This is a genomic window from Roseovarius sp. E0-M6 (genome assembly GCF_037083845.1).
In the GTDB taxonomy this organism is placed as follows: Bacteria; Pseudomonadota; Alphaproteobacteria; order Rhodobacterales; family Rhodobacteraceae; genus Roseovarius.
Window position 1 is genome coordinate 21,008 of record NZ_JBAPLA010000010.1, and the last position, 24,661, is coordinate 45,668.

27 protein-coding genes, 3 pseudogenes and 1 other annotated feature are annotated in these 24,661 nt (G+C 58.6%); of the genes and pseudogenes, 13 read left to right on the forward strand and 17 right to left on the reverse strand.

The window, feature by feature from the left end:
• Nucleotides 1–116 precede the first annotated feature (116 nt).
• The 7 genes and pseudogenes from V8359_RS18190 to V8359_RS18220 form a co-directional block, all read right to left on the reverse strand.
• Nucleotides 117–2,396, reverse strand: a complete 2,280-nt coding sequence (locus tag V8359_RS18190; RefSeq protein WP_336430534.1) for a strawberry notch-like NTP hydrolase domain-containing protein — start codon at nucleotides 2,394–2,396, stop codon at nucleotides 117–119.
• 106 nt (nucleotides 2,397–2,502) lie between these two features.
• Nucleotides 2,503–2,778 (reverse strand): type II toxin-antitoxin system RelE/ParE family toxin, encoded by a 276-nt coding sequence (locus V8359_RS18195; protein WP_336430535.1) that lies wholly within the window; start codon nucleotides 2,776–2,778, stop codon nucleotides 2,503–2,505.
• Nucleotides 2,765–3,064 carry a type II toxin-antitoxin system RelB/DinJ family antitoxin gene (locus tag V8359_RS18200; RefSeq protein WP_044353023.1) on the reverse strand — a complete coding sequence of 100 codons (300 nt, stop codon included), beginning with the start codon at nucleotides 3,062–3,064 and terminating at the stop codon, nucleotides 2,765–2,767. The genes V8359_RS18195 and V8359_RS18200 overlap by 14 nt, the downstream gene beginning before the upstream one ends.
• Nucleotides 3,065–3,168: 104 nt before the next feature.
• On the reverse strand, nucleotides 3,169–3,939 hold the full coding sequence (locus V8359_RS18205; RefSeq protein ID WP_336430540.1) for a ParB/RepB/Spo0J family partition protein: 771 nt from the start codon (nucleotides 3,937–3,939) through the stop codon (nucleotides 3,169–3,171).
• Nucleotides 3,940–4,092: 153 nt separating this feature from the next.
• The gene (locus V8359_RS18210) at nucleotides 4,093–4,497 is read right to left on the reverse strand and encodes a DUF3768 domain-containing protein (protein WP_336430596.1); all 405 of its coding nucleotides are present in this window, start codon (nucleotides 4,495–4,497) and stop codon (nucleotides 4,093–4,095) included.
• Nucleotides 4,458–5,228 (reverse strand): annotated as a pseudogene (locus V8359_RS18215) (ArdC family protein); the annotation flags it as partial. The gene V8359_RS18210 and the pseudogene V8359_RS18215, both read right to left, overlap by 40 nt.
• 40 nt (nucleotides 5,229–5,268) lie before the next feature.
• Complete coding sequence (locus tag V8359_RS18220) at nucleotides 5,269–5,739, reverse strand: hypothetical protein (RefSeq protein WP_336430542.1); 471 nt, start codon at nucleotides 5,737–5,739, stop codon at nucleotides 5,269–5,271.
• 291 nt (nucleotides 5,740–6,030) lie between these two features.
• On the opposite strand from V8359_RS18220, the gene V8359_RS18225 reads away from it, so the two are divergent.
• On the forward strand, nucleotides 6,031–7,239 hold the full coding sequence (locus V8359_RS18225; protein WP_336430543.1) for a Fic family protein: 1,209 nt from the start codon (nucleotides 6,031–6,033) through the stop codon (nucleotides 7,237–7,239).
• Nucleotides 7,240–7,468: 229 nt separating this feature from the next.
• Here the strand turns inward: V8359_RS18225 and repC are convergent, their stop codons facing one another.
• The 3 genes from repC to repA all read right to left on the reverse strand — a co-directional run bounded on the left by repC (nucleotide 7,469) and on the right by repA (nucleotide 10,930).
• The gene (gene repC / locus V8359_RS18230; RefSeq protein WP_336430544.1) at nucleotides 7,469–8,524 is read right to left on the reverse strand and encodes a plasmid replication protein RepC; all 1,056 of its coding nucleotides are present in this window, start codon (nucleotides 8,522–8,524) and stop codon (nucleotides 7,469–7,471) included.
• A gap of 238 nt (nucleotides 8,525–8,762) precedes the next feature.
• Nucleotides 8,763–9,731: a plasmid partitioning protein RepB gene (gene repB / locus V8359_RS18235; protein ID WP_336430545.1), complete on the reverse strand. Its 969-nt coding sequence runs from the start codon at nucleotides 9,729–9,731 to the stop codon at nucleotides 8,763–8,765.
• Nucleotides 9,731–10,930, reverse strand: a complete 1,200-nt coding sequence (repA, locus tag V8359_RS18240; protein WP_336430546.1) for a plasmid partitioning protein RepA — start codon at nucleotides 10,928–10,930, stop codon at nucleotides 9,731–9,733. Before repA ends, repB begins: the two co-directional genes overlap by 1 nt.
• 463 nt (nucleotides 10,931–11,393) lie before the next feature.
• Between repA and V8359_RS18245 the strand changes: the two genes are divergently transcribed.
• The 3 genes from V8359_RS18245 to V8359_RS18255 all read left to right on the forward strand — a co-directional run bounded on the left by V8359_RS18245 (nucleotide 11,394) and on the right by V8359_RS18255 (nucleotide 12,624).
• On the forward strand, nucleotides 11,394–11,621 hold the full coding sequence (locus V8359_RS18245; RefSeq protein ID WP_336430547.1) for an AbrB/MazE/SpoVT family DNA-binding domain-containing protein: 228 nt from the start codon (nucleotides 11,394–11,396) through the stop codon (nucleotides 11,619–11,621).
• A 371-nt stretch (nucleotides 11,622–11,992) separates the two neighbouring features.
• Nucleotides 11,993–12,334, forward strand: coding sequence for a type II toxin-antitoxin system RelE/ParE family toxin (locus V8359_RS18250; protein ID WP_336430548.1), 342 nt, complete (start codon nucleotides 11,993–11,995; stop codon nucleotides 12,332–12,334).
• Complete coding sequence (locus V8359_RS18255; RefSeq protein ID WP_336430549.1) at nucleotides 12,331–12,624, forward strand: helix-turn-helix domain-containing protein; 294 nt, start codon at nucleotides 12,331–12,333, stop codon at nucleotides 12,622–12,624. Before V8359_RS18250 ends, V8359_RS18255 begins: the two co-directional genes overlap by 4 nt.
• A gap of 129 nt (nucleotides 12,625–12,753) precedes the next feature.
• Here the strand turns inward: V8359_RS18255 and V8359_RS18260 are convergent.
• Nucleotides 12,754–13,461: pseudogene (locus V8359_RS18260) on the reverse strand (recombinase family protein); the annotation flags it as partial.
• A 182-nt stretch (nucleotides 13,462–13,643) separates the two neighbouring features.
• Between V8359_RS18260 and V8359_RS18265 the strand changes: the two are divergent.
• Both V8359_RS18265 and brnA read left to right on the forward strand, forming a co-directional pair.
• Nucleotides 13,644–13,907 (forward strand): BrnT family toxin, encoded by a 264-nt coding sequence (locus V8359_RS18265; protein ID WP_336430550.1) that lies wholly within the window; start codon nucleotides 13,644–13,646, stop codon nucleotides 13,905–13,907.
• Nucleotides 13,894–14,109 (forward strand): type II toxin-antitoxin system BrnA family antitoxin, encoded by a 216-nt coding sequence (brnA, locus tag V8359_RS18270; protein WP_336430551.1) that lies wholly within the window; start codon nucleotides 13,894–13,896, stop codon nucleotides 14,107–14,109. The genes V8359_RS18265 and brnA overlap by 14 nt, the downstream gene beginning before the upstream one ends.
• A 37-nt stretch (nucleotides 14,110–14,146) precedes the next feature.
• Here brnA and V8359_RS18275 read toward each other — a convergent pair whose 3' ends face one another.
• Nucleotides 14,147–15,133, reverse strand: a complete 987-nt coding sequence (locus V8359_RS18275) for a tyrosine-type recombinase/integrase (protein ID WP_336430552.1) — start codon at nucleotides 15,131–15,133, stop codon at nucleotides 14,147–14,149.
• Nucleotides 15,134–15,411: 278 nt separating this feature from the next.
• Here V8359_RS18275 and V8359_RS18280 point away from each other — a divergent pair, with 278 nt between their 5' ends.
• The 6 genes and pseudogenes from V8359_RS18280 to V8359_RS18305 all read left to right on the forward strand — a co-directional run bounded on the left by V8359_RS18280 (nucleotide 15,412) and on the right by V8359_RS18305 (nucleotide 20,762).
• Nucleotides 15,412–16,296: a DUF1403 family protein gene (locus V8359_RS18280; protein WP_336430554.1), complete on the forward strand. Its 885-nt coding sequence runs from the start codon at nucleotides 15,412–15,414 to the stop codon at nucleotides 16,294–16,296.
• Nucleotides 16,297–16,299: 3 nt separating this feature from the next.
• On the forward strand, nucleotides 16,300–16,896 hold the full coding sequence (gene scpB / locus V8359_RS18285; RefSeq protein WP_336430555.1) for an SMC-Scp complex subunit ScpB: 597 nt from the start codon (nucleotides 16,300–16,302) through the stop codon (nucleotides 16,894–16,896).
• 157 nt (nucleotides 16,897–17,053) lie between these two features.
• Nucleotides 17,054–17,701, forward strand: a pseudogene (locus tag V8359_RS18290) (hypothetical protein); the annotation flags it as partial.
• Between the two features lie 224 nt (nucleotides 17,702–17,925).
• Nucleotides 17,926–17,982 (forward strand) — a sequence feature (sul1 is cis-regulatory element that is thought to sense ions involved in sulfur or methionine metabolism; They are found in Alphaproteobacteria).
• Between the two features lie 67 nt (nucleotides 17,983–18,049).
• A complete protein-coding gene (locus tag V8359_RS18295) occupies nucleotides 18,050–19,540 on the forward strand; it encodes a SulP family inorganic anion transporter (protein WP_336430556.1) in 1,491 nt (496 codons plus the stop codon).
• A gap of 14 nt (nucleotides 19,541–19,554) precedes the next feature.
• Entirely contained in the window at nucleotides 19,555–20,409 is an 855-nt protein-coding gene (locus V8359_RS18300) for a universal stress protein (protein ID WP_336430558.1), read from the forward strand.
• Between the two features lie 5 nt (nucleotides 20,410–20,414).
• Nucleotides 20,415–20,762: a TraR/DksA family transcriptional regulator gene (locus V8359_RS18305; protein ID WP_336430559.1), complete on the forward strand. Its 348-nt coding sequence runs from the start codon at nucleotides 20,415–20,417 to the stop codon at nucleotides 20,760–20,762.
• 27 nt (nucleotides 20,763–20,789) lie between these two features.
• Here V8359_RS18305 and V8359_RS18310 read toward each other — a convergent pair whose 3' ends face one another.
• Nucleotides 20,790–21,401: a hypothetical protein gene (locus tag V8359_RS18310; protein WP_336430560.1), complete on the reverse strand. Its 612-nt coding sequence runs from the start codon at nucleotides 21,399–21,401 to the stop codon at nucleotides 20,790–20,792.
• 31 nt (nucleotides 21,402–21,432) lie between these two features.
• Nucleotides 21,433–21,660: a hypothetical protein gene (locus tag V8359_RS18315; protein ID WP_117156237.1), complete on the reverse strand. Its 228-nt coding sequence runs from the start codon at nucleotides 21,658–21,660 to the stop codon at nucleotides 21,433–21,435.
• Nucleotides 21,661–22,017: 357 nt separating this feature from the next.
• On the opposite strand from V8359_RS18315, the gene V8359_RS18320 reads away from it, so the two are divergent.
• Nucleotides 22,018–23,232 (forward strand): MFS transporter, encoded by a 1,215-nt coding sequence (locus V8359_RS18320; RefSeq protein WP_336430561.1) that lies wholly within the window; start codon nucleotides 22,018–22,020, stop codon nucleotides 23,230–23,232.
• Nucleotides 23,233–23,304: 72 nt separating this feature from the next.
• Here the strand turns inward: V8359_RS18320 and V8359_RS18325 are convergent, their stop codons facing one another.
• The 3 genes from V8359_RS18325 to V8359_RS18335 form a co-directional block, all read right to left on the reverse strand.
• Nucleotides 23,305–24,036, reverse strand: a complete 732-nt coding sequence (locus tag V8359_RS18325) for an RES family NAD+ phosphorylase (protein WP_336430562.1) — start codon at nucleotides 24,034–24,036, stop codon at nucleotides 23,305–23,307.
• 84 nt (nucleotides 24,037–24,120) lie between these two features.
• On the reverse strand, nucleotides 24,121–24,345 hold the full coding sequence (locus tag V8359_RS18330; protein ID WP_336430563.1) for a hypothetical protein: 225 nt from the start codon (nucleotides 24,343–24,345) through the stop codon (nucleotides 24,121–24,123).
• 58 nt (nucleotides 24,346–24,403) lie between these two features.
• Entirely contained in the window at nucleotides 24,404–24,652 is a 249-nt protein-coding gene (locus tag V8359_RS18335; protein WP_336430564.1) for a hypothetical protein, read from the reverse strand.
• Nucleotides 24,653–24,661 lie beyond the last annotated feature (9 nt).

The following is a 24,661-nucleotide window of genomic DNA, read 5'->3' on the forward strand; positions in this document are numbered from 1 at the left end:
CGTCCTCTTGTCTGAATTTGGGGGGCCGGGCCTGGCATTGGTCAGCGCGCGCCCGGAAAGCGCAGATCGGCCAAATCCCGATCCACGCCGCCCAACCGGAAGCTCGCTTTGACTTTTCAGGCGGCTTGTTCTGACGTCATGGCGGCTTCCTGCCCCACGATCCGGGCCAGAATGCTTCCCGTGTCGATCCCGTCCCCATGCGGCAGGAACACCCGCAGCTGGAAGGCGATGATCTCCGTGAAACACCCCATGGCCTTGAGGCCATCAATCATGCCCCGATCCGCACCGCCCAACTCAAGGCGCATCTCGCCTGCGACACGGCGACGGGTCAGGGTCAGACCCCGGCCCAGATCGACAGGCGCGGTGGTGCCAAGGGCGGCGGTCAGCATCTCCAGCGGCGTTTGCGGGTTGGAGACGAGGAAGCGGGCGCGCAGCGCGGCCGCCCCTTCCTCGCTCAGGGTGCGCCCGATCATGGCGGTCGCCCCGTCCGGCGTGACGCGGTAGATGCGCTCATTGGTGGTCGGAATGTCCTTCCAGATTGGCAGCAGCAGTCCGGTCAGCAGGTAGAGCTTGGTCGTGGTGGTTTTTGGCAGGGACGCAGCCTCGGCATCCCAAAGCCGTGCGAACTCAGGCCTGTCGATCTCTTCCCAGGCCGAAGACGTGAACCGCGCCTCCTCCAGGTAGCTCGACCCGTTTGGCCGCACAACCTTGCGCATCAGCGTGACGATGTCTTCGTCATACATCTGCATGGGGCGCGCCGAGATGAGCGCCGCGCGACCGGAGGCGCGATTGACCATGGGCAGCTTGTCCGGATTGCGCGACATGGCCTCTTCGGCGTCAAGGACATGCACCGGATCCGTGACCTCGAGCCCGATGATCCGCGTCACCGCGCCGGATTTTGGGCAGGTCCAGAGATCCTCTGTGGAGACCTGCTCGATCTTTTCGCCGCGCAGGGTTTCGACGCCGAGATCGAGCGTGCCCGCCGCCCGCGCGCGTTCGGTCTGATCAGCGATCCGGCGCATGAACTCGCCAAAGAGCGCGTTCTGCATGTGGATGGGAAGGGCATGGGCATCATGCGCCATGATGATGGTCTCGAGCTGTGCCTCGGAAAGATCTCCCTCCTCGATCAACCGTGCGGGCAGGCGCAAGGCATCACTGCCCGTGTTTGAGGGCATGGGCGGGGCAACCGAGGCCATGGCGATGCTTTCAACGAGCGGGGTGGGATGTTCCTGCGCACCCGCGATCTCGATCCGCTGCGGACGGTAGCGCGCATAGATGTCCGAGACCGGCGTGTTGTCGCGAGGGGTCTCAAAGCTTGTGAAGCTGAGCGGACGGACGGCATTGGCTCGGGGTTTGGAGGCGGCAACAGGCGCAGCGGCGGTCTTGCGCGGGGCAGATGGTGCAACGGTCGGTCGCGCAGTAGTAACCGCTGCCGCCTGTTGTACGTGGCGCATCTCGGTCCGGGTCGCGGCCACGGAGTCGACAAAAGGAAGGGCCTCATCCAGATCGCACACAATGGCGCGGATCATCTCGCCGTCCTCCTGCACCTTGTCGAAGACCATCAGCTGGGTTTCGACAGAGGTGCCAAGCTTGCGGTAGACTTGCCCCGGCATCGTCAGCGCCAGTCGCGGCGTGAGGAGACCGCAGGCGCGGGACCAATGCGCGGCATCGCGTTCGGGCGTGAATCCCGACGGCATGATCGCCACCAGCCGTCCGCCGGGTGCCAGGCGCTTTGCAGCCGCGATGAGATGCTTGGCGGCGATGTGCTTGTCTCGGGAGCGATCGACCGAGGAGGCGAAGGGCGGGTTCATCACCACGACGTCGGGTAGAACCGGCGTCTGCAGCAGATCATCGATATGCTCGCCGTCATGACCTGTGACCTCGCCGCCGAAAACCGCGCGCAGAAGGCGCTGGCGAAAGGGGTCGATTTCATTGAGCACAAGCGTGGCACCGGCCCGGGCAGCGAAAGCAGCCAGGGCACCGGTGCCAGCCGAGGGCTCCAGAACAGTCTCGCCCTTGCGGATCGCCGTGGCCCGCAAGACCAGCGCCGCAAATGGCAGCGGCGTGGAAAACTGCTGCAGCCGGATCTGCTGCTCGGAGCGGCGGGTTTCCGTCAGGAGCCGCGAGACAAGCAGCCTTGCAGCGGCGATGTCACCTGCCGCGCCATCCCCACGCAGCAGCACCTGAACAGCCGCGGCCTGCATCAGGTCATAGGCCATGCGCCAGTCCCAGGCACCGCCGGCATCGCTGCCATGGAACGTCTCGCGCATGATACGCGCGAGCGCTGAACTGCGCAGGGGCTGGTTTTCGACCTCCGCGCCGATCTGCGCGAGGGCAGAGGTAAGGTTAGCGTCGGATTCAACAGGATTGGGGAGCGTTGAGAAAGGCTTGGACATGGGGAATTCCTTTGGATCAGGGTCTGAGTTCCAAAGGACAAAAAGCCCGCTCTACACTTTGAAGGCGTAGAGCGGGCAATTACTTAGCGGGGGGCCTGCACCCCGATCATGGCCACTGCTGCGCAGCATGAAGAACGCGCAAAATGGTCACTATCTCAGGGCTTTCAGCATAAACCACGATGTAGTTCGGCCGAACAACCATCTCCCTAGTCCCGTCCACACGGCCCGCGCGGTACATCTGAGGGCGTTCTGGAAGGAGGGACGTCTTGTGTTCAATCTCGTCTTTGAGAACTTGGGCGGCATCCGGGTTGTCGTCAGAGATGTAGTCAATGATTGCCAGCAAGTCGGCTATGGCCGTGGCTTTCCATTCAAGATTTGGCAAGGCGCTTCCCATCAATCAATGCCTGGGCGTCTTGCATCGCCTTGGCATGGGGCGTTGTGGGCCTTGGATCGTCCAGCGCTTCCTGTACCTTCGCCCTGAACCAGGCGTCATAGGCATCCGGATCAGCGGTCAATCCGGCAGGCAATCCGCCTTCTGCGGCTACGCGGGTCAGAAGAATACGCACCGCATCGGAGAGCGTCAGACCGACGCCCGCGAGTGCGTCCGAAGCCTGTGCTTTCAGCTGATCGTCAACACGGACATGAAGCATGGATGTTTGGGCAGGCATGGATGGTCCTCCAGTTGATGGGAGTGATGTATCTCATTTGAGATACGAATTCAAGTCGGCAGTATGTGCGCGCGTGGTCCCGTGGTGTTGTCTCAGCGGGAAACTCAGCCACCCTGCCCCGCCAGGAACTCCGCCAGCACAGGACTGGTCGCGACTTTCGCGGAGCTGAGCAGCTCCGAGCCCGCAAGCGAGGCCTTCGACAGGCGTACGAGCCCACCGGTTTCCTCGATGCGGTAGCAACGGCGTTTCTGCCGGCCCCGCCTGTAGTGCGTCGCGGTGACGATCTGGCATGCACTGCCATCGGTGAGCGTCACGGGCGTGGCGAGCCTGATCTTGTCGCCTTCCTCGTAGTCCGGGATTGCAGCCCAATTCCGGCAGCGCTGACGCCAGTCCTGGGCGTAGCTGTCCGGGTCTTTCAGGTCGGAGAGAAGCTCGATTAGCCCAAGGGGAGCACGAGAATCGTTCGGGCCAGCACTTTCCTCCATGTCCTTGTAGCCCCAGCAGCCGTCATCGTATCGGGTGAGGAAGACAGCCCCGAACGTGACGGAGCCATCCGCATCGGTGACATAGGTCGTGTCTTCGACAGGGGTGCCGTCGAGATTGGTGACCCTTGCCGCCGCATACCAGGTGGAGCCGACCTTGTCGGCGATCAGCTCCTTCAGCGCGGCATGGCGTCGGCCACCGGCGAGGACAGCATATTTGCCGTCAAGCTTCTGGACGAGGAGCGGCTGGAGCAGGCCCAGCACAGCGATGCTGGCCTTCAGATGCGCGATGTTCTCGGAGTCATAGGTTTCCGGGGAGTTGCTGCGCACATTGGCGGGATGCGGGACGAGATCGCCGATAGCGACGGTGAGAGGGGCAAAGCTTGTGGTCATGGGATATCCTTCCAGGTGGGTGAGATGCGGCCCGCGCGCTTGCGCGTGACCAATCCCCGGCTTCAGGGATCACCACGACAAAAGGCCCACTTTCCCTTTGAGGGGTCAGTGGGCCTTCATCGTCTCAGATGTCAGGGGGAGGAGTCCCCTGCCCTACCAGTCGCGCGCCAGCATGATGGTCAGCACGCGCATGGTGGTGGCGGGATTGTCCGGGGTCTCAGCCCCGTAGCGGAAATCCGAGTCTGCTTCATAGAGATCGATTTTCCAGAACACGGTCTCGCCCCGGATCTCGACCGCCCCGAAATCGTGCCAGCCTTCCGGGTCATTCTCAGGCTCGAACGTAGCAAACTCACCGGTGGCCTTCACCGCCTCGGCCATGAAGCCATCGCCGGCCTCCATAAGCGAGCGGGTGACATGCATCCGGCCCTGGATGGGCTGCGCAGGCGGCACTCCAAGGCATGCGAGCTTGCGAAACGCGTCGTTCTGCGCCGCGATCACACTCGGATCCGGACGGTCTGGCTGAAGCCGAGCGTCTGACCCAGGAACACCGAGGTCAATTCCGCGACGATCTCCTCGCGCGCATAGGACGTGTTGCCAAACTTCGAGAACCCGAAATCACGGTTCAGTCGATGGGGGGCTTTCGTGGCATGGGCCAGCTCATGGGCCCAGACCCCGTAGAAATTGCGCGGGTCCTGGAACCGCGTGATGGATGGCATGTAAACCTTGTCCACGGGGGGCAAATAGTACGCTTCCGTTCCTGTGAAGACGGTCGTGATGTCGATGGCATCGAAAAACGCCTGCATGTGCGGGATGGGCTCGGACGGCGGATGCTCGGGCGCGGGCTCAGGGTCGGGGTAGAAACTGTCGGGCAGGCCCTCGATCTGGCAGGCATTGAACACGCGGTAGGCTTTCTGGAAGCGGAAGATGTGGGCTTCCTCGGAGCGATCATCGCCGTCGCTGCGGTCGTCCTCGCCGCCCGCGTCTTTCCGGCTTTGGCTGTAATAGACGACGACAGAGGATTTCTCGCCCTTGCGGACCTTTGCGTCCAACGCATTGGCCTGCGGCAACGTCATCCAGAAGGGCGAGCTGTGGCCCGCCATCACGGTCCGCATCGTCAGCAGGAAGTTGTTCACTCCCTGGTAGGGTTCCCCGCCCACGCGCAGGGGACGAGAGCTGCCACCTGCGGTCCATGGCTTGCGCCACGGCAGGACGCCGCGCTCGATGATGCGGATGATTTCGTTTGTGATGACCTCGGAGGCATCGAATTTGGGCGTGCGGGATCGGGCCATGGCTGGCGTCCTTTCGAGGTTTGGTGAGAGTAAGTGGTGATCAGGGTGACTGATGGGACCGCGGATCGTTGATGATCCAGGCACCGAGGGCTTCGACCGTGTCGATGTAGGTGGTCAGCGACACGGACTTGCCGGAACCCGAAGGTTCAGGGTCGCCCGATCCGTCCCGCGCCACCCGCGGCAAGTTCGCGAAGGCGATGACATCGGTGACGGGTCGGATATCGATGAACGGGGTCCCTCGTGCGACCGCAAGAGTGGCCAATGGAAAGCGCTCGATCGGCGCGAGAGTCGAAACGGTAGTCCAATCAAGATGGATGAATGTCCCGCCCTCTCCGCAGATCACATGGGCATTCGGCAGCGTCGCCGCCTGCCTGAGATAGCCGAGATCACGCAACACGGTCTTGCGTTCGAGCCGCCGTGCCAATTCTAGCTGGCCAGTTCGGCGCAGTTCCTTGTGCCGCCACCAGGAGGCAGCGGTCGCGCGCAGCACGCGCAAGACATCTGTTTGCATAGGAATGCCCTTTATCGGGAAAGACAGACCGAAATCCGGCCCGGACCCATCTGAGGGACCCCAAAGGCCCACATCCGTCAGTCACAAAACCCGAAGAACACTTTCACTTTCTACGGCCCCCTTGGGCACACAACAAAACCGAAAAGCCCGGCACATCTGCCGAAGGCATTGATTTCATGCAGCAATTCTAGATCGGCAACCAAGATCGGCAATGCATATCGGCAAAACCTTGCTTGAAAGTTCGAAATGTGTTTATTTTTCAATTACTTTGCAAACATGGAAGATCGGCAAATGCTGGAAACACCCGCCAGGATCGAACCCTGCTTCTTCGAGGAGCATATTCCTACAGAACTGGCAGACCTTTCGGTCGACATCCAGAGGGAAGCCACCGGGCTGGGACAAGGGTTGCATCCTGACAGCGCAGCCGAACTTGCCGATCTCGTCCGTGTGATGAACTGCTACTACTCCAACCTGATCGAAGGACACAACACGCGCCCCCGCGACATCGAAAGGGCGCTGGCTGGTGCCGAGCTTGAGGAAGAAACCCGTCCCCTCGCCCTTGAGGCCCGGGCGCACGTCATCGTTCAGCGGGCCGTCGACGAGATGCATCGCAAAGGCACCCTGCCCCGCCCCACATCCGTCGAATTCCTGACTTGGGTCCATAAGAGCTTCTACGACGAGATGCCTGATGAGTTTCGGGTCATCGAACATCCCGATGGCACACAAGAGTCCATCGTTCCGGGACGCATGCGCCAGGATGATGATCGGGAAGTCGCAGTCGGACGTCACCTACCTCCTTCATCGTCGCGCGTCGCGGCATTCATGGACCACTTCGACAAACGGTTTAAAATTGCGGCGCGGTCTTCGAGCGGACGGATCATCGCGATCGCGTCTGCACATCACCGGTTGAACTACATCCACCCTTTCCCGGATGGCAACGGTCGTGTCAGCAGACTGATGTCTCATGCCATGGCCCTCACAGCGGGGATTGGTGGCCAGGGGCTCTGGTCCGTATCACGTGGGCTAGCGCGCGGGCTAACCGATCGGGGCGAGTACAAACGGATGATGGATCTGGCCGACAGTCCACGCCGCGGAGACCGCGACGGACGGGGAAACCTGTCAGAAGCGGCACTGAAGACGTTCAGTGAATGGTTCCTGAAAGTGACGCTGGACCAGATCACCTTCTCAGCAAGACTATTCGATCTCGGCGGACTGGACCAACGGTATCGTCGTCTTGTTGCAGATACCATCGATGACAAACGTGCGCCGGAACTGATCTCGGCGGTACTTCGGCATGGCGCACTGGAACGCGGCGGCGCGCAGATTGTACTCAAGACGTCCGAGCGTACTGCTCGCAACACGCTGAGCAAACTGACCGCCGCCGGATACCTGACCTCCGCATCTCCGAAGACGCCGGTGCGGTTGGCGTTTCCGTTGGATTATCGAGAGAGGCTCTTTCCAAACCTGTTTGGTGATGCTGACCTGCCGGCGGAGCGTTAGAATTACAACGAGAGAACACTGATCATATCCTTCAAGGATTGGCGGCGGGAGCCACTGTGCCCGCTTGGTGTCCAGTTTGTCCACCGCGGTGGACATCTTCTGTTCCGAGGCAAGCTGAAGGATCGCACATCATCGCGTGGGCGGGTCTCGGGGTGACCCCTTTGTAGTGCTCGGAGAGATGGCGCGGTCATAAGCGTGGTTTCCGGTCGGACGTCCACCGCGGTGGACACTAGGTGACACTCTCGTTGGTTCTGGACAGGCGTTTAATCAGAGGGACTGGATCAAATTGGGTTTGACGTTGGCCCAGAGTGATACTGTGAAAGTAGGCTCCAAAATCCCTGATGCGTTGTCCTAGCTGTAGCATGATGAAAATCGCGCATGATGCTTTCTGTGCTCCTACAGTTTTCTTTGCTTTTTCGAACGTTTCTGGGTGTATTCCCATCATTGGCGCAAGATTTCGAGCGTGAGCTTCAATGTCCATCCAATCCCGAAGCTTTTCTGTGGCGAATGCGGTTGCTTGGTCACAGACTGAAGTCAGCTGTTCTGGTTTCAGCCTTTCATTGGACACCATGTCTTCTAAATCTTTTTTTTCTTCTTCGGACTTAGATTGATGGCGGACAGTTTGTCCGTCATTGGCGGGCAGTTGCATTGTTTCTGGTGAATCGTCCGGAGTGGACAAACTCTGGCATTCTGCGTCCGTGTTGGCGAGTAGTGCGCGATATTCGGGGAGGTTTAGCTTCCTCCTCAGGGCTTTGCGCGCGTGGTGTATGATTGGGTTTGTTGGGTCGTGTTCCTCTAGATGTGCAAGTTTTGTAAGAATTTGTTTCCGGACAAAAATCCGGTCCCGGCGATTATTCTCTATCTCTTGTGCTATGGCGATTAGTTCGCTTGCACGTTGGAGTAGGGGGGCGAGAGACAAACCATAACTGATGCAGTCCCCGCGGGAAGAGCGTACACGGTAGCGTTTTCGGTTTGCGCTGTCATTGCGTTTGATGAAACCAAGTTCAACGAAACGGTTGATGTGCCTGCGGAGTGTCCGTTCGTCGATTCCGCCAACGCGCTGACAAATGGAGTAATTTGATGCAAAAACCGTTTCGCCGTGGCCAGGTTTCAAAAAGCTGAGCATTGCTTGAAGGGTCTGGATGTGGCCAGGGCGAAGTCCGAACACGCTGCGCGCGTCTCTCAGGGCCCGGAAGATGGTCCAGATATCGATTTCAGATGCGGGAATTGAGCCGCATGATGCATCTGCACCAGCAGCCTCGATTGATAGTTTTGTAAATGCCATGATTTGATCACGATGACCGTTTGGCCCACAGCTTCCCTGTCTCCTCCCAAGATTTTATCTGGGAAAAGGCAATAAAAATCGGTTCACCGAATCGGTGAGTCTTGACCGGATTGCTGGAGGTTGCTACATCATGAGTGCAAATCGAATGATGAGGGCTCTCCAGGGGAAACTTTGGGGGGCTCTTTTCTTTCTGGTCTTCGCTTTTCTCCTTTGCTCGGGTTCCTCTATTTGGCCTGGGTTAGGACCCAGAGCCGCTCTCATTCCGCCACTCATCGAAGAGTTGCAAAAGCGTAGCTTCCGCACGCTCCTCGAGCCACTGGCCGAATTCCGGGTTGTCCTTTTTGGCGATCTTGATGGCGATCGCTTTCTGATCGACTGTCAGCGTTCCGACAGTGTCGCCGCTCTCATTCATGACGACGGACGTCACGCCGCTACTGGTCAGTTTCTTGTCTGCACGCGCCTTGTGCGAGCAAGCAGAATAGACCGCCTGAAATCTCTCGGGGCTTGGAGTGCCGTCGGGCAGGGCGGCGACCACCTCTTTGGCCGAATTCACCAAGTCTACCTTTCCCGATAGGGCCGCTAAATCACCCCACTGCCGTCTTCCGATGCCATGTGCCGGCCCGATAAGCTGAACAAGCCCATCAGGCAGTTGATCGATAACGACCCGGTGGTTGGACACGCCTTGCCGGGTTAATCCCAAAGCATCCTGAATGACGCCGGGTTTATATCCAATTTCCTGCATCTCTTTGATAAACAAAGATTTTTCTATGAAAGAAGGATCAAGTCGAAGGTTGTTCTCTTGACCCTGTGCGATAAGCGAGGCGTCGTCGTCCAATGTGCGAACGATTGCCTTGACCGTTCCTCCGATCTTGCGGATCGCCGCCAGTCTACGGCGACCGTAGATGATGCGGTATCTGTCGGGTTGGCCCGATGGGCGGACCATGATCGGCACTTGTTGGCCATGCTTGCGAATGCTCTCGGCAAGCTCGTCGATACTCGAATCTTCCAGCACCAACCGATCGCGAAGGCCATCCATGTCAATCTGATCGGGTTCGATGTCCCGGATCGAATTGGCCGTGATTTCGCGCAAGGAGTCCCGCAATCCGCCAACAGAGCCGGGCAGCTTTGCAGCTTTTTCCAGGGTAGGGGAGGGAGCCGCGCTCTCTTTTCCGTCCTTCGGAGGTTGGTTGAAAATGTTTCTGGCCATCAGCGACGCCCCCATGCCATTTGGATCGTCTGCTCCAGTTCATCGGCAACGCCGTTCACGCTGGTCAGAGCGCGATCAATCGTTTTCCTGATGAACTGGCCGGGATCAACTTCGTAGACGGTTTGCTGGGTCATTCCGGCGTCAGAGATTGCGGTAGACTTCAGCATGGGTTCAGTCATGACCTGGCCGGCGAGAATTGATCTCAGGTAGCCAGCCATTTGGGTCTGTGGCCCGTCTGACGGCTCATACCTTGTGATCAGGAATTTGACGAAATCCCATGTCACACGCCGTCCAATCGCTTCTTCCACGGCCTTTACCGTTTCTGACGCAAGTTTCAGGAATTGGCTCATGGAAGCGATATCCAGCATGCCTGGCACGACCGTCACCAGGAGCCCCGTAGAGGCCGCCAATGCCGTGAGAGTCAGAAAGCCGAGTTGAGGAGGGCAGTCGATCAATACGATGTCGTAATCTGCCTCTACCTCCTCGAGCGCCAAGGCGAGGCGCTCCGCAAAAATGGGCTGCATCCGACGGGCGAGCGCGTTTGCTGTCTCGGTTTCGTACTCCGAGAGCATCAAGCCCGCCGGAACCATGTCGAGTTTGTGAAAGTAGGTCTTTTGGATCACGTCAGAGAGCGGAACCTGATCCTCATATCTCAGAGCATCATAGATTGTTCCGCCCTCGGCGAACTCGAGCTCAGGGCGAAAGCCGAAAAATGTGGTCAAACTTGCTTGCGGATCGAGATCCAGGACCAAAACACGGTAGCCGCGCAAGGCATAACGCTGTGCAAGATGTATCGTCGCTGTTGTTTTCGACGAACCACCTTTGAAATTGACGACCGATAGCACCTGAAGTCGGTCGCCATCGCGTCGACCTGGCCGATACGATTCGGCGTTCTTTCCTGTGCGCTCCAAGATGTTGCGCAGTTCGTCCACTTCTTGGGCTGTGTAGAAGCGGTGCCCGCGGTTATCAGTATGCACTTCCGGGAAGCTACCGTCCTTGTGCCGGTTGCGCAGGTTAGACGTGCTTACGCGCAGGAGACCGGCGACTTCGGTCGAACTGAAACGCCGCAAGGCTTTACGCTCTTCGGGTTCGAAGGCGATCTTCATCTGCCGATCCAAGGACTCGGCCAGATTGTCGGCAAACGTGCCGATGTCAGAAGAGCCTATGCCTTGCGCATATTCAACGTTACGATCATCCATATCCTGCCGCCCGCTCTTGGCCTCTGTTAAGGCTCTTGATCATTTTGACGACGCACAACGCGTCTGACGCAATTTGCCGTCAGAATGGGAATGCCACGATCCAGCGAGTCCGGCAAGAAGAATCTAGATGTAGTGCAAAAGTTATCCACAGCACCAATTTCAATCAAGCTGCCGGATCTTGGTTAAGATATTGAAATTGAGAATTAAAAACTCGAACTAATGGAGTGCTTCTTCGAAAAAGGGAACCTTACCTGCTGAGAAACAGACCAGGCATTATTGGTCAATGGTACCGCTGAACCAGTGCGAACCGAATGATTCTTCAATTTTTTTGGACGACAACAGGTTCCGTTGCGATGGCGGATCGGCGCATTTCCGTCGCCGCACGTGCAGGGCGATGGCTTTGCTTGTGGAGCGAGATGGATGTACACTGAACGTTGTTTTATCCATGCCTTGAGAGGACAAGATGCAAGTCGTTAAATGGGGGAGTTATCTAGCTGACCGTTTGCCCGCCGAACTTGTGCTTGAACTCGGCTTGAAGGAAGGTGATGAGATCGACCTCGTCAAAGACGATGGTGCTGTGCGTGTTCGGCGTAAGCCTCGCGTGGATGACATCCTCAAAGCACTGAAGCGGTTTCGGGGCAAGCTGCCCAAGGAGACGCGTATGTGTCGCGACGCGGTGCATGAACGCTGAGTCCGCAGATGTGAATGCCGTTTTCTACCTAATTGCAGACGATCCAAAGGAGGATCGGGCCGAGGAGATACAAGGGCAGGGGTCCCGGACCAGTGTCCAGGTGCTGAACGCAGGGGTCGTTAAGTGTCGGAAGAATGCAGGGTTCAGCCGGGAGGACACCGCATCCATTCTTCTGGCACGTGATGACAGGGCTGTTTTCCGAAAGACCAAGCCACTCGACGCTCTCGAGCTGCGATCTACCCTTGCCTCAAGCATCTGGTCGAAACGCTGTCAGTTGGGCAATATCCAAGAGTGGCACAAACTGGGTTGCGCTAAGCGCGGTTCGTGTGCCATTGACTTATACGTCAGCGAAGCATAAATGGTAACCTAGAATGACACGATTGCAGACGGTGGTGGAACTGCCCGAATTCCAAAGGCGCGCCAAAGCAATCATGTCGGAACAAGAGCGCGAGGCTGCAATCAACTACATTGCCGGCAATCCTGATGATGGGGTTTCTCTCGGCGGTGGGCTTCGCAAGATTCGCATCCCAAGAGTTGGGGGCGGCAAGAGCGGCGGTTTCAGGACGTTTTATGTATTTGGCGGGAACCATATGCCGATCTTTTTGATCACGGTCTTTGCCAAGAACGAAAAGGCCAACCTGTCCAAGGCTGAACAAGCCGGGGCAGTCGAAATGAGCAAAGCGCTTGTCGCAAGGTATGGAGACGCAACATGACTGCATATGAATCGGTGTCGAAAGGCCTGGAAGAGGCCTTGGCATTCGCAGATGGAAGCATGACGGCCGCCAAGGTCCATGAGGTATCCGTTGTCGATGTCGATGTGGCCGAAGTTCGCCAAAAAACTGGTCTCTCACAGGCTGAATTCGCCCGAAGCATAGGAGTAGCAAAAGGCACGCTCTTGAACTGGGAACATGGGCGTCGACACCCGACGGGCCCTGCTCAAGTCCTGCTGGCCTTGATCGCAAAGAAGCCATCGGTCGTGCAGGATCTGCTGCGAGGCGCTTGATCTGTGGTGCAAGGTGATATCCCTTTGACGCTCCTTTCGAAGATACGGTCAATGAAGCCTTCAGATTGCTGAGCTCGCGAACGGGGTGAGCGATATCTCATTGGCTATGGAATAACGTTGCTCTCTAAACTACGCCAACAATCCTAGCTTTTCCGCACGTTCCAGCAGCATCCTCACGGAAGAAGGCTGCCAGCTGGTCCGTCCACGAGGCGTGCGCTCACGCATGGATTCCAGCCGCTCGCAGATCGCCTGCAGCGTTATGTCAGGATCGGCACCCTTGATCGCAGCTATAATCGCCGGCAGGCGGTCGTCAGTATCCCGGCGTCTGGCGCGGGCCAGCACTTCAGCGGGCAGAAACCCGTCGCGGACATAGGCTTTCACTGCACGGAGTAGCCGGCTTTGGGTCCAGTGCCGGTCGTGGGGCAGGGGGCCATTAATGATTCGCAAAACATCTTCCCAGGCCATATCCGGCCGTAGGCGTCGCACGTGGGGCACCCAATCCTGCGCGGTTTCGTTCAGGCGCTCCATGTAGCCGTCCTGTCGTGCCAGCCGCACCTTGCGCAGCGCGGCGGGGTCTTTGGTGCGAAGCCCAGGATTGCCACCAACGCGCCCTTTGGCGCGCGCAGAGGCAAGCCCGGCCTTTGTGCGCTCACGTATCAGCGCGCGCTCGAACTCAGCCGCGGCGCCCAGAATCTGCAATGTGAATTTTCCTTGAGGGGAGGCGGTGTCGATTGGATCCTGCAGCGAGCGGAAGAAAGCTCCCTTGGCCTCCAAACGTTCGATCACCTCCAGTAAGTGCGACAGAGACCGCGCAAGCCGGTTGTCGCGTTTAGTTACCCGTTTCAATTGAAGCTGTAAGCTGAAATCCCACGCCTCGTATTTTAGCTTACAGCTTCACCAAAGGGCCGCGCGCCGTGGACTCGCAGCGATGTGGCCATGAGTGGCGCGGCAGTCTCATTTCGCGCTGATTTGTCTCAAAAGGTATAGTAATTATACTTTTTCGGCATATATTGATTCTCATGAAGTTCGAGTATGATCCCGACAAGAGTGCCGCGAACCGTGCAAAGCACGGGATCGACTTTGATGAGGCTCAGGCCCTCTGGGATGATCCTTATCTGATCGAGGCCCCTGCCAACGTCACGGATGAGCCACGCTTTCTGGCGGTTGGCATGATCGGGGCCAGACACTGGACGGCTGTCTACACATACCGGAGCGACCGGGTGCGGATCATTTCCGTGCGCCGCGCTCGCAAGCAGGAGATTGACCATTATGAAGGCGACTGAATTCGACGAACGGTTTGAGGCGGGCGAAGACATGTCCGCCCATGTCGATTGGACAAAGGCGCGCCGCCTCAATGTCGAGGCCAAGCGGGTGAACGTGGATTTCCCGACCTGGGTTGTCGCAGGTCTGGACCGGCAGGCCCAGAAGCTCGGCATCACCCGTCAGGCACTGATCAAGATGTGGATCGCAGAGCGGCTACAGTGATAACGCCCAAACATGCGCCTGCGGCAAGGCAGGGGGCTCACAACCCGGCTGCCTTCGTCAGGTTCACCCGGAACCTGTCGCGCCTGCGCTGGTAGCGCCGGGTCATCTCGGCCGACGCATGTCCGAGTTGCTTTTGAACATAGCGCTCATCAACCTCTGCCGACGAGGCGAGCCCGGCACGCAAGGAATGGCCGGAGAACATCGCCAACCGTTTAGCTTCCGGCAGATCAGATCTGACGCCACTCTTCAGAACGGCTGCCTTGACCAGCCGTGCGACGTGCTTGTCGGAAAGGCGGGTCTCGAGGGCACGTTTGCCATCCCGCGATGTGCGCACGAAGACCGGACCAAAGTCGATCTTGGCAAAGTGTAGCCACTGCTCCAGCGCGTGGACGGGACAGGTCTGGTCGCTTGAGCCACGCCCGACCTCGACCTCGCGCCAGCCGGTCTTGGCATTGAGGGTGAGCAGGGCGCCGCCATCGAAGACCTCGATCCAGCCGCCGGAGTCCGGTGTATCGTCCTTATGCACATCGAGGCAGACCACCTCCGAACGGCGCAGGCCGCCTGCATAGCCCAAGAGCAAGAGCGCCCGATCTCGGAGCCCGCGGAGATCGTAGGGAAGGGTGGCCACCATGGCCTGGATGTCCTCAGGCAGGATCGCTTCCTTCTGGACCGGCGGGCGCGCATGCTTGCGTTTGATCCCTGCCAGAACGGTGGCGATGTGCCGGTCCTTGCGATCAAGAGTGAACCCGCGCTGCCTGTAGTTCCAGGCAAGCCCCGAAAGACGACGCTCAATCGTGGAGACCGAAAGGGCAGGGACCTTCCCGGCTGGTGCAGCCAGATCAGCCACATAAAGTCCAATCATCTCGGGCGAGGGGGGCAGAGGTTCCGTGCCTTTCAGTCGGCACCAGCGGGTGAAGTGTTTCCAGTCGGCCGCGTAGGCCTTGTTGGTGTTCTCAGCCGTCGAGGCCTCGGCGTAGTCCCGGGCGGTATCGATCAGCCGGTCGAGCGCGCCGGAACCGGCCATATGGGCGGGCAGAGCGATTGAGGCTCGGTCCCGAGAGGTTCTCTCGTCGTGTTCGTCGCTGCTCGCCGTGGTATTAGGTGCTGAGCTCGAAATCTCGGACTCTGCCCCGCCCAAACCCTCGGTTTTGGTGCTGTTATTTGAGAGACTACCCATGTTTTTGAGTATATCATTTTATGTCCGATAACACAAGGTTATTGGACACAATGGCAAAAGGTAGAGTGAGGCGTTTTCTGTGCAACTTTCTGGAGCAAAGCGCCGCGATGGTTTAGGCTTCAGTCATGACATTTGCCCGACCGGAATACTCCATCGACACAGACACTCTACCCCGGATGCCCGCATGGGTCACCTCGGCACGTCCTGAAGCCTTTGAAGATGTAGCGTTTTTGTCGGGCGCGGCGCTGAACCACCTGCATCTTGTGTTGGGACGCGAAGAGGTCCCCAAAGCCTTGTTGCGGGATCGGCTGGCGCTGCGAGCGGGCGAGGCATGTGTCGGGTTTTCTGGTCGTCCGGAAAGAGCCCCAGAGCTGCGCGACGCGATTCATCTTCTGCGCCCTGGCGATCTACCTGGTCCCGCGGGGGAAACTTACCTTGCCTGGCGTCGCGCGGTGGAATGGTCGGTATCGGTCAAGGCTTTGAGCCGAGTTTTACCGACCTTCGAGTCGTGCCAGATCGCTACGTGGCTGGATGCGGGAAATGGGGCACCGGTCACCCGTGCCGTGGTGGTGCTGGATGCTGTCCTGACGGAGGCGCCCCGTGCCGAAGTCCCGGCGTTGATCCTCGCGGACGCCGCCCTCGCCCAGGCGCTTGGTTGGGATCATGTCGTGCCGCTGCTGGCCGCGGGTTTGAAACGCACAGACCTGCGCAAGCGGGGTGACGATTTGCGCCTGGCCTGTCATCGCGCGCTCATCTCATCGACCCGCGAGGCCGTGCGTCTCGCCGCAGACCTCGCGCGGCGGACGGCGCATCTCAAAGCGGTCGCACCAAAGCTTCGGGCAAAGGGGGCAGGCGACGCCGTCGACATGTTCCTGACCCGCGATGCGGTGGCACCCGGTGCCCTGCCCTTGCCGGACCGCGCCGCGCGGCGTCTTTGCGACCGGCTGGTTTACCTCGGGGCGGTGCGCGAACTGACTGGCCGCGACACTTTCCGGCTCTATGGAGTCTGAGCGATGGTCAAGGATGGACTCGACACCGAGCTTGACCGCGAACTATCAGACCTGCCGCCGGAGTTGCGCTGGCGGGAATGGATGCGCCGGATCGAGGCGGTGCTGTTTGCCTCTGCCTCGCCTGTACCGCGCGAGGATCTGGCGCGCATAGTGGGGCAGGCGGCCTCGGTTGATCTGCTGATCGAGGATCTTGCCGCCGATCTGGAAGGGCGGGCGTTCGAGATCGCCCAGGTTGCTGGCGGCTGGATGTTCCGGACGCGGCCTGTTTACGCGCCTGCGATCCGCGCCGCTGCGGATGTCGGGGACCAGTTGCTGGACCTGAACAACTTCGACGTGGCGATTTTGGCGGCCATCGCCTACCACCAGCCGATCACCCGCGACGGGCTGAAGGATATCTTTGGCAAAGAGATCAGCCGGGACCTGATCGGGCGGCTGCATGCACACGGTCTTATTGGAACTGGCCCACGCGCGCCGCGTCGTGGTGCCCCCTATACCTTTGTGACCACAGACGCGTTCCTTGCGGCCTTCGGGATGGAGAGCTTGCGCGACCTGCCAGACGCTGAACAGCTGAATGACGCCGGGCTGGCCGCGCGCCCCTGAAACCCGCCTCTGACCCTCAAAACGCTTGCCGCTTCTGATGGAGCCGCGCGGCCGCTTGAATGAGATCTGCCAAATACGGGCCAGCGGTGGTGGAGCAAGGCCCAGCTTTAGGCCGAGGCAGGACGGCATCGCTGAATGATGTGACCAGTCCGCGCCAGGCTGGCGCAGCCTGACCGGGGGGCCAGGCCCAGAGGTGGACTTGTCTGCGTTCCTAGACCGTCGAGATCCCGAAAACATGGCAGATGAGGCAGAGCCATTCGCGGACCGCGCAGGCGGGTGGACGAGCGTGATGGCACAAGCCGCCGATCTTCACCCGATCAGCCGCGCCTGCATGGGCTTTCACCTCTGGAGCCTCGCGGGCCTTGGGCATCAAGGTGAACGGATGGAAGCGGCAGTAACGGCCGCGCGGATCGCGGCCAGCGATGCCAAGGGCGCAGTCTTTGCGCCTCTGGCCATGGGCGGGGCAGCGGGGCAGCGCGCTGGCGGCCCACCTGCTGACCGTCTGGCGCGCTGGCTCGAAGGGATGGAGACGGCATGCCTTACCGCGACGCGCCACCTCGACGATATCGAGGCATGGTCGGCGCGGGCGGAAGCCAAGATAACCCCGCTCTCGGGCAAGACACCGCCAGCCTTACGAGCTGTGCTGACCGAATGGCCGCTCGTCTCCGCTCCGATGGGCGAGGCCCTGACCGGAGCCAGCCGTGCCGCCGTTCAGCGCAACCTCGCCTGGATGGAAGCGGGGGGTCTGATCAGCGAAGTGACCGGGCAGGGGCGGTATCGGATGTGGCGCGCCAAAGCCCGGTAATGTAACCAAGTTCGGTCTTTGCTTCGAGAAGCATTTTTCTGAGCGTCCTCGTCTTTCAGACCCAAGTAGGAAGGTTTCTGGCAGATGTTTGTGACCGATTCTTGGTCTGCTTCTTTTTTGGGCGTGGACCGTCGTGAAGTCCAAAAGGAAACGAGGTTTTCGTTGTGATAGCGCCTATAGAGTTGCGCTTCGCCACAGAACCCTCTATGCGGCGCTGCAGCGAACCTGGACCTGGGAGAGATCCCGGGTGGCTCTTCCGGCCGCCGATCCGCCGGACAACGATAGACAACTGTGCGAACGCACTCCGGCTTTGCGTCTTATGCCTGGCCGGTATCGGATACCTATTTCATGATTTCACTTGATGCTTATCGCGGCCAGTGGCTGGGGAATATTCGCGGCGATTTGCTCGCCGGTCTCGTGGTGGCGCTGGCGCTCATCCCTGAGGCTATTGCCTTTTCAATTATTGCTGGCGTCGACCCGAAGGTCGGGCTTTATGCAAGCTTCTCGATCGCTGTGATCATTGCGATCACAGGTGGCAGACCCGGCATGATTTCGGCCGCAACTGCGGCGACCGCTGTGCTGATGATCACGCTCGTGAAAGATCACGGCCTGCAATATCTCTTGGCAGCCACGGTTCTGGCAGGTCTTTTGCAGATCGCAGCAGGGCTTTTCAAGCTCGGTTTCATCATGCGGTATGTGTCGAAATCCGTCATGACAGGGTTTGTAAACGCACTCGCCATCTTGATCTTCATGGCGCAACTGCCCGAGCTCGATCCACGCCAGGTGACATGGATCACTTACGCGCTTGTCGCAGCAGGGTTGGGGATCATCTACCTGTTTCCGCTCCTCACCACGGCGGTCCCGTCACCGCTTGTCACCATCGTCGTCCTCACTGCCCTGGCGTTTGCACTCGGCCTTGATGTGCGCACGGTCGGCGACATGGGCGAGTTGCCAGACACACTGCCGATATTTCTCATTCCACAGATCCCGCTCACCCTCGAGACCTTGATGATCATCCTGCCTTATTCGGTTGCGGTTGCGGTTGTGGGCCTTCTTGAAAGCTTGATGACGCAGAACATCGTTGATGATCTGACAGACACGAAATCGAACCGGTCTCAGGAAATGGTCGGGCAGGGCATCGCCAATACCGCGACCGGCTTTATCGGTGGCATGGCGGGCTGTGCGATGATCGGCCAGTCGATCATCAATGTGAAATCCGGCGGTCGTGGACGGCTGTCGTCCTTTGCGGCAGGCGTGTATCTGCTCTTCATGGTGGTGGTTCTGGGTGATCTGGTCAGCATCATCCCTATGGCGGCCCTTGTGGCGATCATGATCATGGTCGCGATCGGTACCTTTTCATGGTCTTCGATCAAGGCGCTCACGGTTCATCCCAGATCCTCGTCCATCGTAATGATCGCCACGGTTGTGACAGTCGTCTACACCCATAACCTCGCCATTGGCGTGCTAGTGGGTGTGCTGCTCTCGGGCATTTTCTTCGCGGGCAAGATTGCGCAGCTGTTCAGTGTCCGCTCCGAGATCAGCGACGACGGGCGGGTGCGTACCTACCATGTCGAGGGCCAACTGTTCTACGGATCGGTTGAGGATTTCATGGACGCCTTTGATTTCAAGGAAGCCACGGATCAGGTCGTCATCGACGTGAGCCGCGCGCATATCTGGGATATCAGTTCGGTTCAGGCATTGGATATGGCGATCCTCAAGTTCCGCCGCGACGGGGCCGAAGTCGAGGTCGTCGGAATGAATGAAGCGACCGAAACCCTTGTCGACCGGCTTGCCATTCATGACAAGCCCGGCGCGATGGACAAGTTGATGGATCACTGAGGGAGGGAAAGATTATGACAAAGAAAATTATCGCGCTGGTGGACGGATCGATCTATTCGGAAAGTGTATGTCATCACGCCGCATGGATCGCCAAGAGAACTGACGCACCGGTAGAGCTGATTCATGTCCTCGGTCGGCGTGAAAACTCCGCCAATACAGACTTGTCCGGGGCTATTCGCCTCGGCGCGCGCAGTAAACTTCTTGAAGAACTCGCCGACCTGGACGCGCAGCGTGCCAAACTGATCAGCCATCGCGGCCGCGCCGTCCTTGAGGACGCCCGCGCCATCGTCGATCAGGACGGCGTGACGGAGATCACAACGCGCCTGCGTCATGGTGATATCGTTGAAGCGATTTCCGAAATCGAAGAAGACGCCCGTGTCATCCTGATCGGCAAACGCGGCGAATCGGCGGATTTTGCCAAAGGACATCTGGGGTCGAACCTGGAACGCATCGTGCGCGCGGCCCATCGGCCGGTCTTTGTCGCCTCCCGCGCGTTCCAGCCCATCAGCTCGGTGCTGGTCGCCTATGACGGCGGAAGTTCCTCGATGAAGGCCGTGGATCATATCGCGCGCAGCCCGCTTTTCGCCGATCTCAAGGTCACTGTCGTCACGGTCGGCAGCGAAACCCCCGAGACCAAGAAGGGGCTTGCGGATGCCAAGGCGCTTCTGAAGGCAGCGGGCATTGATGCCGACACGCGTGTCATCGAAGGTCAGCCGGAAACTGAACTTGGAAAGCTGGTCGAGGATGAAGGTTTCGGCATGGTCGTGATGGGTGCCTATGGCCATAGCCGTATCCGCAGCCTTGTGATCGGTTCCACCACGACCGAGATGGTCCGCAGCTGTAAGGTTCCTGTCGTCCTGATGCGGTAAAGCCAATGGATGAGCCAACCCCGAAAGACCTGAAGGCGCTGTTCTTGATACGGCTTGAAGAAGAGCTGCGCGCATTGCGCGAAGCCTCCGAGCATACGGCTGCAGACCGCAGGCCTGTGGAGCTTGATCAACAGAGCGTCGGACGCCTGAGCCGCATGGATGCCATGCAGCAGCAAGCCATGGCCTCCGCGCAGGAAACACGGCGAAATGGGCGTGGGCGCGCCCTTGAGGCCGCCATCGCCCGCATAGAGATTGGGGAGTTCGGGTGGTGTGATGAGTGCGGCGATTTTATCGGGTTGGGTCGGCTCGAGCTTGACCCAACGGTGATGCGCTGCCGGGATTGCGCCACGTGACCCGATAGATTGACCGCTTCACGGCATTCATTCTGATCGTCTCTCCGAGCCCAGAAGATCTAGTACTGCGTCCTGAAGCTCTGGTTGCAGCGTGCCTACATTTTTCGCCGTAGGATCGGCTCCCGCTTCAAATGGCATTATGATAGAAAGCCCAGATTTGACGACCTCGTCAGGTTCGATGACTTTAAGAATATCCGTACCAAGTTTTTCGTAGGCTGTAAGGATATCCTGAACGGATGAGTGTTCGTTTTCCCGAGCAAGATCCGCCAGGTATCGCCCCCGACGCCGAGACAGGGCATGGTCATGTAATATACTCAAGAGCCTCGGGCTTGGAGACAGGCTGCGCAAAGCATCCGCGTATTCATCGGGTGTTGGCACACCCATCGCGAGAGCAGGGTCCACGCGCCTGAGAGACCGTCGATCCGAACGCAGTTTTTCGAGCTCGGCAATCAATCGTTCAATCGCATCCTCAGGCGTATCACCGGAGGCTTCTGCGATGAGGTGGCGGAATTTTGATGGCGGTTTCGGGAACGCTCTTGCGAGAACTGTATCGTTCAGAATTCCCGCCTTTATCAAATATCGACCATATTCTCGTTCGAGGATTTGCGGGGGTTGAACTTTCGTGGTGTTTTTTTTCAAAAGTGGAATATCCTCCGTTCCTTTTCATGATTTAGTAAAATTGGGATTCGTGAGAGATCGGTTCGAGTTCACACTCGATCACCGTTGGGAACTGTTCGCGAATGATTGTGACATCCGCCGGACAATCAGTCTCGATATAGGCTCGCTTGCCCACCCAGAAAACGCGATTTGCGCCTTGGCCGAAATCGAAAAGATGCCGGTGAATTAGTCCGACGGTCTTGCGGCTGAGCCGCCTGTTCAATGCGATCTTTGTAAACATGCACCTCCTTGTTTTTGCTGCTTTGCTCACCAAAAATGAACAAACAGGACATCTGAAGATGTTGCCGGTAACGAGATACCCACCGCGAGTTTGCCGACGTTGTTGATCTCTAGGAATGCGCTTAGCGGAGGATTTGTCGAAAGTCCAGCGCAGGCCGAGGTGGTGTGTCTAGTCGCGCTTGCATTCTGGTGCTTGCTGTGAAAGCAATGTGGTATCATTGCCGTGAGGATCCTGGTTGAATAAAGCCACCATCCGGTCGGTCAAAATTTTCCCATACACTCGTCCAGCGGCCTTTGCGGCTCGGAACCAATTCCGAGCTCAGGCGATCCGTTGACGGCAAAGAAACGACGTAGAGAGATGCTTTTATTCATCAAGATGAACCTGCGCTGGTTGACAGCAGGGTTCGTTCTCACCTTCGCGTCCGCCTTTGGTCAGACATGGTTCATCTCTCTGTTCGCGGGAGCGATCAAGGCAGAGCATGGTCTGACGGATGGCGGCTGGGGCAGCCTTTACACGGCCGCCACGCTTTGTTCTACCGGACTGTTGTTCTGGCGCGGATCAGCGGCAGATACTGTTCGCCTGTCACGTCTTGCACCCATGATGGCATTTGTGTTTGCGCTTTCTTGTGTCGGCATGGCCGTGGCGCATTCCGTTTGGTTACTGGGCATCTCGCTGTTCCTTCTCAGGTTCTGCGGTCAAGGTATGTTCAGCCATATTGCGATGACGGCCATGGGCCGTTGGTTCGAGGCGACACGAGGCCGTGCGGTGTCGATCGCCAATCTCGGACATCCCGCTGGCGAAGTCGTGATCCCGATCATCGCTGTTCTGCTGATCGCAGCAATCGGCTGGCGGCCGACTTGGCTTGGTGTCGCGATAATCTTGAGCATTGCGATCGCTCCGCTGCTTTGGCTCCTTCTTCGGGATGATCGCTCGCCCCGAGGGCACGCCGATGCAATGCTCATTCCTGGTCTTATGGGCCGCCAATGGCGAAGACGGGATGCGGTGCGCCACTGGTTGTTGCCAGCGCTGTTGCCGATCCTGCTGACGCCGGGCTTCATCGGTACGGTGGTGTTCTTTCACCAGGTGCACATTGCCGAGGTCAAGGGCTGGACCCTGGTCCAGATGGCACCGGGATATTCGGCTTTTGCCGTCACGACGGTGGCCTCGGCCTTTGCGGCAGGATGGGCAGCCGATCGATTCGGGCCGCAGCGACTGCTGACCTTGCTCTTGCTGCCCATGGGAATCGGGGTCGCTCTTATAGCGCCCTCGGAACAAGTTGTGGCCTGGTATGTCGCCCTTGGTGTCATCGGCATCACGCAGGGCATGGCGAGCGCGCTTTGGGGCGTCTTGTTGCCTGTGGTCTACGGCACGAGGCACCTTGGCTCGATCCGCTCGCTTGCGACGACCATCATGGTAATTTCAACTGCGATCGGACCGGGCATTACTGGCATATTGATTGATCAAGGCGTCGACTTCCCCACTCAGAGCCTGTTCATGGGCCTGTGGTGCGTCCTGCTTGCTGGGGTGTGCTTTTTGATCGACCGTCGTCTGACGCGTGAATTGGCGTTGTGAATACCAAAACCAAGCAAGCAAGGCTGGTGTTAGGGTCGCTATCGGAGACACCGCGCGGGAAAGTTTCGCACATCAGTCAAGCGTGATTTCGCGAAAGTCGAACGTCGCCTTGCTGACCTGAAAAAGATAGGATTCCGTCTGCAGCGCTGCGTCGAGGTCGAACAAGGCGATGTTGTAGCCTGTTGTCGCGAGCGCGCTTTTGTAGATCACACCATCGTACCCTTCCGAACGGAACACCTCGGCAATGATCTGAGTGGCGGCATACTCGGCAGTATTGTCGCTGCGCGTAACAGGGCGCGAAAAAGCGTAGTCGATATGCGCCCAGACCTTTTCGTTTAGCTCGTCCAGGCCGGCCAGATCATCATTCGGAGCATCGAACCCATGATATTTGGAGCAGTCGACAACTGTGACGTCTCGCCCAAGGCTAAAGCGGGCCACGGAAAGAATTGAGCCAATCCAGGGCCGAACTTCTGACATTGCAACCTCTCGCGTGGTTGCAAGATAAAGACAGGGTATTCCCTTTGCGTTTACTCGCCCCTCATAGGCCCGGTCCTGCCAAGGACGCATGCGGGTCTCGGGATGCGGGCCGCTGATCCGTCGCCCGTCAGCATCGCTTGTCCAGTCGTGCCCTATTTGCGCGCGCCAGAACTCTGCACCAGCAGGAATGCGCTCCAGCCGTGCTTTACACGTATCGGCGACGGCACGTAGGAACCTTTCACCGCTTTTCGAACGCAGGTATCGGCTCCGTTGTGATGCTTCGGTTCTGAAATCCAGAAAATCGCGAGGACCGGAAAAGTCAGTCACGGACACAATACCCCGCGTCCTTCAATTCGGATGCTGCCATCGCTTGGGCAGTTCAGCTTACGGGCAAGGGCAGTGATCTGCACCTCACCATGGAAAGCTTCCTCCGTCGTACGTTGCGGCACCCCCAACCAAAGCGGGGAACTCGCGACGAAGCAGCTCCGCATCGCTCGGCGCATGGACCTCGACGTATGCGCGGTTGTCGATCCAAAACAAGCGATGCGTGCCTTCTGCGAAATCCATGAGGTGTTGGTGCAACTGATCAGCCGTCTTGCGACTGATGCTTTCGATCAATGTGATTTTTTGTATCATCTCTTTCTCCTCTTAGTGTTCAAATTGGCGTAGGCAGGCTTAGGGGCCTTAACCGCGTTCACGCGCAGGTAACGCCTCGTGATTGGTTCCGAAATTGAGCGATTGCCCAGCACATCTTGTTTCGAGCAGCAGAGGTGGAAGGCGTGGAGCCATCGACCAGATCACGCTCCTTGAATGTCCAATTCTGCCCGATCCGAACCATCCAACGATGGCCCTGGTCCTTGAAATAGAACGGAACGACACCGTCGATCGTCCCTTTTCCAACGACTTCTTTGTCCCTGTCTTGAATCTTAACTTTCAAACTCATCTGATATCC

Coding starts and splice junctions, on each gene's coding strand:
- V8359_RS18255 (WP_336430549.1), top strand. CDS start 12,331: ATGACTGCATATGAATCGGTGTCGAAAGGCCTGGAAGAGGCCTTGGCA.
- V8359_RS18250 (WP_336430548.1), top strand. CDS start 11,993: ATGACACGATTGCAGACGGTGGTGGAACTGCCCGAATTCCAAAGGCGC.
- V8359_RS18305 (WP_336430559.1), top strand. CDS start 20,415: ATGGATGAGCCAACCCCGAAAGACCTGAAGGCGCTGTTCTTGATACGG.
- brnA (WP_336430551.1), top strand. CDS start 13,894: ATGAAGGCGACTGAATTCGACGAACGGTTTGAGGCGGGCGAAGACATG.
- V8359_RS18295 (WP_336430556.1), top strand. CDS start 18,050: ATGATTTCACTTGATGCTTATCGCGGCCAGTGGCTGGGGAATATTCGC.
- V8359_RS18220 (WP_336430542.1), bottom strand. CDS start 5,739: ATGCAAACAGATGTCTTGCGCGTGCTGCGCGCGACCGCTGCCTCCTGG.
- V8359_RS18315 (WP_117156237.1), bottom strand. CDS start 21,660: ATGTTTACAAAGATCGCATTGAACAGGCGGCTCAGCCGCAAGACCGTC.
- V8359_RS18335 (WP_336430564.1), bottom strand. CDS start 24,652: ATGAGTTTGAAAGTTAAGATTCAAGACAGGGACAAAGAAGTCGTTGGA.
- repC (WP_336430544.1), bottom strand. CDS start 8,524: ATGGCATTTACAAAACTATCAATCGAGGCTGCTGGTGCAGATGCATCA.
- V8359_RS18190 (WP_336430534.1), bottom strand. CDS start 2,396: ATGTCCAAGCCTTTCTCAACGCTCCCCAATCCTGTTGAATCCGACGCT.
- V8359_RS18265 (WP_336430550.1), top strand. CDS start 13,644: ATGAAGTTCGAGTATGATCCCGACAAGAGTGCCGCGAACCGTGCAAAG.
- V8359_RS18330 (WP_336430563.1), bottom strand. CDS start 24,345: ATGATACAAAAAATCACATTGATCGAAAGCATCAGTCGCAAGACGGCT.
- V8359_RS18245 (WP_336430547.1), top strand. CDS start 11,394: ATGCAAGTCGTTAAATGGGGGAGTTATCTAGCTGACCGTTTGCCCGCC.
- repB (WP_336430545.1), bottom strand. CDS start 9,731: ATGGCCAGAAACATTTTCAACCAACCTCCGAAGGACGGAAAAGAGAGC.
- V8359_RS18280 (WP_336430554.1), top strand. CDS start 15,412: ATGACATTTGCCCGACCGGAATACTCCATCGACACAGACACTCTACCC.
- V8359_RS18200 (WP_044353023.1), bottom strand. CDS start 3,064: ATGCCTGCCCAAACATCCATGCTTCATGTCCGTGTTGACGATCAGCTG.
- scpB (WP_336430555.1), top strand. CDS start 16,300: ATGGTCAAGGATGGACTCGACACCGAGCTTGACCGCGAACTATCAGAC.
- V8359_RS18205 (WP_336430540.1), bottom strand. CDS start 3,939: ATGACCACAAGCTTTGCCCCTCTCACCGTCGCTATCGGCGATCTCGTC.
- V8359_RS18275 (WP_336430552.1), bottom strand. CDS start 15,133: ATGGCCGGTTCCGGCGCGCTCGACCGGCTGATCGATACCGCCCGGGAC.
- V8359_RS18320 (WP_336430561.1), top strand. CDS start 22,018: ATGCTTTTATTCATCAAGATGAACCTGCGCTGGTTGACAGCAGGGTTC.
- V8359_RS18225 (WP_336430543.1), top strand. CDS start 6,031: ATGCTGGAAACACCCGCCAGGATCGAACCCTGCTTCTTCGAGGAGCAT.
- repA (WP_336430546.1), bottom strand. CDS start 10,930: ATGGATGATCGTAACGTTGAATATGCGCAAGGCATAGGCTCTTCTGAC.
- V8359_RS18300 (WP_336430558.1), top strand. CDS start 19,555: ATGACAAAGAAAATTATCGCGCTGGTGGACGGATCGATCTATTCGGAA.